Consider the following 6,025-nt stretch of genomic DNA (forward strand, 5'->3'; position numbering starts at 1 on the left):
CCTGGAGCCGCATGGGGACGCCGGGGTGCAGCACCAGCGGCTGGGCCAGGGTCAGTTCACCGACCCGCGCCGCGCCGACCGCCCGTGCCGCGGCGAGCGCCATGTCCAGCAGACCGGTGCCGGGCACCAGGACCGTTCCGCTGATCGCGTGGTCCGCCAGCCAGGGCTGGTCCTGGGTGGAGATCCGCCCGGTCAGCAGATGTCCCTCGCCGTCGGCCACCGTGGTGGCCGCCCCCAGCCAGGAGTGCCCGGAGGCGACCAGGCCCATGGAGCCGGCGTCGCCCGCACCCGCGCCCTTGCCGGTCGCCGGCTCCGGCCAGTAGCGCTGCCGCTGGAAGGCGTAGGTGGGCAGCTCCACCGGCGCGGCGGCGTCGGGGAGGAACGCGCGGAAGTCCACCGGGTGGCCCTCGCTGTGCAGGACGGCGAGCGAGCGCAACATCTGGGCCATGTCGCCCCGTTCGCGCGCCAGGCTGCCGACCACGACGCCGCCGCCTGCGGAGCAGGCGTCGGTCAGCGGCATTCCCAGTACCGGGTGCGGGCTGATCTCGACGAACACCCCGAATCCGGCTGCGGAAAGGCTCTGCAGGGCCCGGTCGAGGCGGACGGTCTCCCGCAGGTTGCGGCACCAGTAGGTGGCGTCCAGCGTGTCACCGTCCACGATCGTGCCGGTGACCGTCGAGCAGAACGGAACGGACCAGGCGCGCGGGCGCAGACCGGCCAGGCCGGCCGCCAGAGCGGGGAGGATCGGGTCCATGTGCGCGCTGTGCCCGGCGGCGTCGGACTGGACCCGGCGGCAGAACACGTCGCGTCCTTCCATCTCGGCGAGCAGTCGCTCCACGGCGTCGGCGTCTCCGGAGACCACCGTGGAGGTGGCCGTGTTGACCACCGCGACGGACAGCGTGTCCCCGTACGGTGCGATCAGCTCCTCGACGTCGGCGACCGGCAGTTCCAGCAGCGCCATCGCGCCGCGGCCGCTGCACTCACGCAGCAGCGCCTGGCTGCGCAGCGCCACCAGGCGGGCGCCGTCCTCGAGGGACAGCGCCCCGGCGACCACCGCGGCGGGCACCTCGCCCTGGCTGCTGCCGACCACGGCGGCCGGCTCGACGCCCAGGGCACGCCACTGGGCCGCCAGGCCGATCATGACGGTGAAGAGCGCGGGCTGCAGCACGTCGATCCGGTCGAACGGCGGCAGCGCGTCGTCCCGCAGGCCGCTGTCCGGGCCCGCGAGCAGCGCCAGGACGGACCATCCCGTCCAGGGCAGCAGAGCGGCGTCGCACTCCTCGACCGCCTCACGGAACACCGGGGACTGCACGAGCAGTTGCCTGCCCATCTCCCGCCACTGGCTGCCCTGTCCGGGGAAGACGAAGACGGCCTTGCCCCGGTCGCGTGCCGTGCCGGTCACCAGCTGAGGATGCGACACGCCGTCCACGAGGGCCCGCAGGGCCGCGGCCGCCTCGGCGGCGGTCGTCGCGACGGCCCCCGCACGGTGCTCCAGGTGGGTGCGGTGCAGGGCGGCGGTGGCGGCGACGTCCCGCAGCGGCACGTCGGGGTGGGCGGCCAGCCAGTCGGCCCAGCGCCCGGCCTGGGCCCGCAGCGCGTCCTCGTCGGTGCCCGACACGACCAGCGGCACGGCCACCGGCGCCGGGGCCTCGACCACCGCCGGCGCGGCAGTGACGAGGGCGGGCGCCTCTTCGATGACGACGTGGGCGTTGGTTCCGCTCAGGCCGAAGGAGGAGACGCCGGCGCGGCGGGTGCGCTCGCTCTTGGTCCAGGGCTGCGGCTGCTGAAGGAGTGTCAGGCCGCTTCTGTCCCAGTCGACGTGCGGGCTGGGCTCGTCGGCGTGCAGGGTTCGGGGCAGTGTCTCGTGCTGGAGGGCGAGGACCATTTTCATGACGCCGACGACGCCGGCGGCGGCCTGGGTGTGGCCGAGGTTCGACTTGGCCGATCCGAGGAACACGGGGTGCTCGCCGAAGACTTCGGCGAGAGCGCCGGCCTCGATCGGGTCGCCCAGCGAGGTGCCGGTGCCGTGCGCCTCGATCGCGTCGATGTCCGCGGGTGCGAGGCGGGCGGACGCCAGGGCGTCGCGGATGACGCGCTGCTGGGAGGGCCCGTTGGGGGCGGTCAGGCCGTTGCTCGCGCCGTCCTGGTTGACCGAGGAGCCGCGGACCACGGCCAGGACCCGGTCGCCGTCCCGCTCGGCCGCCGACAGACGCTTCATGACCAGCACACCCGCGCCCTCGGCCCAGATGGCGCCGTCGGCCTGGGCGGAGAAGCTCTTGCAACGCCCGTCCGTCGCCGTCCCCTTCAGACGGCTGAACTCCACGAACGTCGACGGTGTCGACATCACGGTGACACCGCCGACGAGGGCGAGGTCGCACTCGCCCTGCCGCAGGGCGCCTGCCGCCAGGTGCAGGGCGACGAGGGAGGACGAGCAGGCGGTGTCGATGGTGACGGCCGGGCCCTGCAGGCCCAGCGCGTAGGAGATCCGGCCGGAGATGACGCTGCTCGCGTTGCCGGTGCTCATGTAGCCGTCGAGGGCGTCGAGGCCCTGGCCCTGGCGGTCGTAGTCCGAGCTCATCGCGCCGAGGTAGACCCCAGTGCGGCTGTCACGCAGCGAGTCGGGCCGGATGCCGGCCCGCTCCAGCGCCTCCCACGACGCTTCCAGCACCAGGCGCTGCTGCGGGTCCATCGACTGCGCCTCACGCGGGCTGATGCCGAAGAAGCCGGCGTCGAAGTCCTCGACACCGTCGAGGAATCCGCCCTCGCGGGTGTAGCTCTTGCCGACGGCATCCGGGTCAGGGTCGTACAGGTCCAGGCCGTCCCAGCGGGACGGTGTCCCTCCGATGGCGTCGCCGCCTGAGGTCAGGAGTTCCCAGAAACCTTCGGGGGTGTCGATGCCGCCCGGCAGGCGGCAGGCCATCGACACGATGGCGATCGGGTCGTCGGCCGTGCCGTGCTCGAGTGCGGGAGCCGACGGATGTGCCGCCGCCACGGTCGTGTCGGCCAGGTCGAGACGGTCGAGGAGCAGGCCGGCGACGGCGGCGGGGGTGGGATAGTCGAAAGCGAGGGTGGCGGGCAGGGCCACCTCCGTCGCCGCGGACAGCTGTCGCCGCAGCTCGACCGCCATCAGCGAGTCCAGCCCCTGCTCGGAGAAGAGTTGCTGCGGCTTGATGGCTTCGGCGTCGGCGAGGCCCAGCACGATCGCTGCTTCACGCTGTACGAGCTGCACCAGATACGGAAGCCGTTCACCCTCGGGCAGCGACGCCAGCCGGTCACGCAACGCCGTGGCCTGACCGCCGGATGTGGTGGTGCCGGCCGCCGGCCGGGTGCGCCTCCTGCGCACGAGTGCCCGCAGCAGCGCGGGCGGGTCCTCGACCCGCGCCGTCTCCAGCTTGACCGGAACAAGGTGGGCATACGGCTGGAGCAGAGCGGCGTCCAACGCGGCCAGCGCCTGCTGCTGCGTGAGAGCGCCGATGCCTCGCCGTGCGAGCCTGCCCAGTTCGGCCTGGCCGAGATGGGCGGCGAGGCCCGTTCCGGTCTGTTCCCACAGGCCCCAGGAGAGGCTGGTCGCGGCCAGGCCCTCAGCGCGGCGGAGAGCGGCGAGCGCGTCGAGCGCCGTGTTGGCGGCGGCGTAGTTGCTCTGGCCAGTGCTGCCGAGGACGCCGGAGGTGGAGGAGTAGAGGACGAACGCGGCGAGATCGAGGCCGAGTTCGCGGGTGAGGTTGTGCAGGTGCAGCGCACCCTCGGTCTTGGGGGCCAGGACGCGGGTCAGACGATCAGGCGTCTGGTCGATGAGGAGTCCGTCGTCGAGGACGGCGGCAAGATGGAACACCCCGGTCCATGGGTGGGCGGTGTCCACGCCGGTGAGCAGGGTGCGGACCTGGGCGCGGTCGGCCACGTCGCAGGCGACGACCTCGACATGGTCGGCACCGGCGGCGGTCAGCTCCCCCACCAGGTCGGACACACCGGGTGCGTCCGTGCCACGGCGTGAGGTCAGGACAAGACGGCGCACGCCGTGTTCGTGGACCAGGTGACGGGCCAACGCCTGACCCAACTCTCCCGTCCCGCCGGTGATGAGGACGGTGCCGGCAGGATCCAGTGCACGGGCCTCGGTGCCTGTATCGGCACGGGCGTCGGGGTCGGTGGAGGTGGAGACACGGACCAGGCGGGCGGCCAGCGCCTTGCCCTCGCGGACGATCAGCTCGGGTTCGTCCGCGATCGGCAGGGCCGATGTCAGGTCCTGGGTGTCGGTGTCGGTGTCGATCAGGCGGATCACCCGCTCCGGGTGCTCACTGCGCGCCGAACGCACCAGACCCCACAACGACGCCTGGCCCACGTTCGTGGCGTCCTCACCAACCGCGCCACAGGTCACCAACACGATCTCGGTCACGGCCTCATCGGCCAACGCCTGCTGGAGCTCGGCCAGTCCACGCCCGGCGACCTCCGTCACCGAACCCGACCAGTTCCGTGCGTCGATCACGAGCCGGTCGGCGTCCTGTGCCTGAGAGCCGGCCGTGACCGGCTGGAAGTCCACCCTGTACAGGTGGTCGACCGAGGTCGAGGCACGGATCTGGTCGGCGGTCACCTCGCGCAGGTCGAGACGACCGGACAGAACAGGCCCGCCCGCCGGATCAGCGACCCACAGCCGAAGGGACGTCCCCGAGGTGTCGAGATCCGCACGGACACGCAACTCGCTGCCGCCCATCGCCGACAGGTCCACCTGCGCCCACTCCACCGGCAGCAGCGCGCCATCCAACCGCTCCCGCGCAGCCGCCGAGCCCTTCAGCACATGCAGGGCAGTGTCCAGCAACGCCGGGTGGATGCCGTAGCCATCCGTCGAGACGCCCTCGGGCAGCCACACCAGGCCATAGGCGGTGTCGCCGTCACGCCACAGCTCGCTCAGGCCCCGGAATGCGGGGCCGTAGGCAATGCCCTGCTGGGCGAACCGCTCGTAGAAACCGTCCAGGTCCACCCGCTGCGCACCCGCCACCGGCCACTGCGCCAACACCTCGAACCCTCCGGCCCCGGCATCCGAACCGGGTACCGGCCCAGCCACGGTCCCCTCGGCGTGACGTACCCATGGGGCATCCGCACCCGCAGCGCTGCTGTAAACGGCCACAGCGCGACGGCCCTCGGCATCGGCCGCGTCCACGGTTGTCTGGAGGCGCAGTTCGCCCTGCTCCGGGACGACGAGCGCTTCGAGGAGTGTGAGTTCCTCCACCCTGCCGGCGCCGACGAAGTGGCCTGCGGAGAGGGCGAGTTCGAGCAGGGCGGTGCCGGGGACGATCACCGTGCCGAACACGGCATGGTCGGCCAGCCAGGGAAACTCGCGCAGCGAGACCCGGCCGCTGAACACATGCCCTTCGCCGTCGGCGAGCGCGGTCACCGCACCCAGCCACGGATGCCCCGCCGACTCCAGCCCCACCGAGGTGACATCACCGGAAGCGGACACCTGCTGCCAGAAACGTTCGCGCTGGAAGGCGTAGGTGGGCAGATCGATGCGGGTGGCGCCGGTTCCCGTGAACAGGGTGTCCCAGTCGACGTCCTGGCCGAGGACGTGCAACTCGGTGAGTGCGGTCAGCACCCCGGCAACCTCGTCCGTACCCTTCCGGGCACTGGCGACGAACCGGACGGGTGTGTCCTCGGGCAGGTTCTCCGCCGCGGCCGCCGTCAGCACACTTTGCGGGCCCAGTTCCAGGAAACGTTCGGCACCTGCTGCCGCCAAGAACCGCATGTCGTCGGCGAAGCGGACCGCGTCGCGCACATGCCGCACCCAGTAGCCCGCATCCCGCCCACCCTCGACCGGCGGCATCGCAATGACCGGCTCACCGTAGGTGATCGAGGCAGCGACCTCCTCGAACGCGGCCAGCATCGGATCCATCAACCGCGAATGGAACGCATGCGACACCCGCAACGACTTCGTCCGACGACCCGACGCCTCCAACCGCCGGACAACCGCCTCCACCTCCCCCCGCTCACCCGACACCACCACCGAACGCGGCCCGTTCACCGCCGCAATATCCAC

The 6,025-nt window shown here is 72.2% G+C and carries 1 protein-coding gene; it reads right to left on the bottom strand.

Features of this window, described 5'->3' with window-relative positions:
- Positions 1-6,025: SDR family NAD(P)-dependent oxidoreductase (locus tag ACWGH4_RS29365; protein ID WP_453466253.1), on the bottom strand; the 6,025-nt coding region annotated here is incomplete at its 3' end.

Source organism: Streptomyces sp. NPDC054847, from assembly GCF_053610925.1.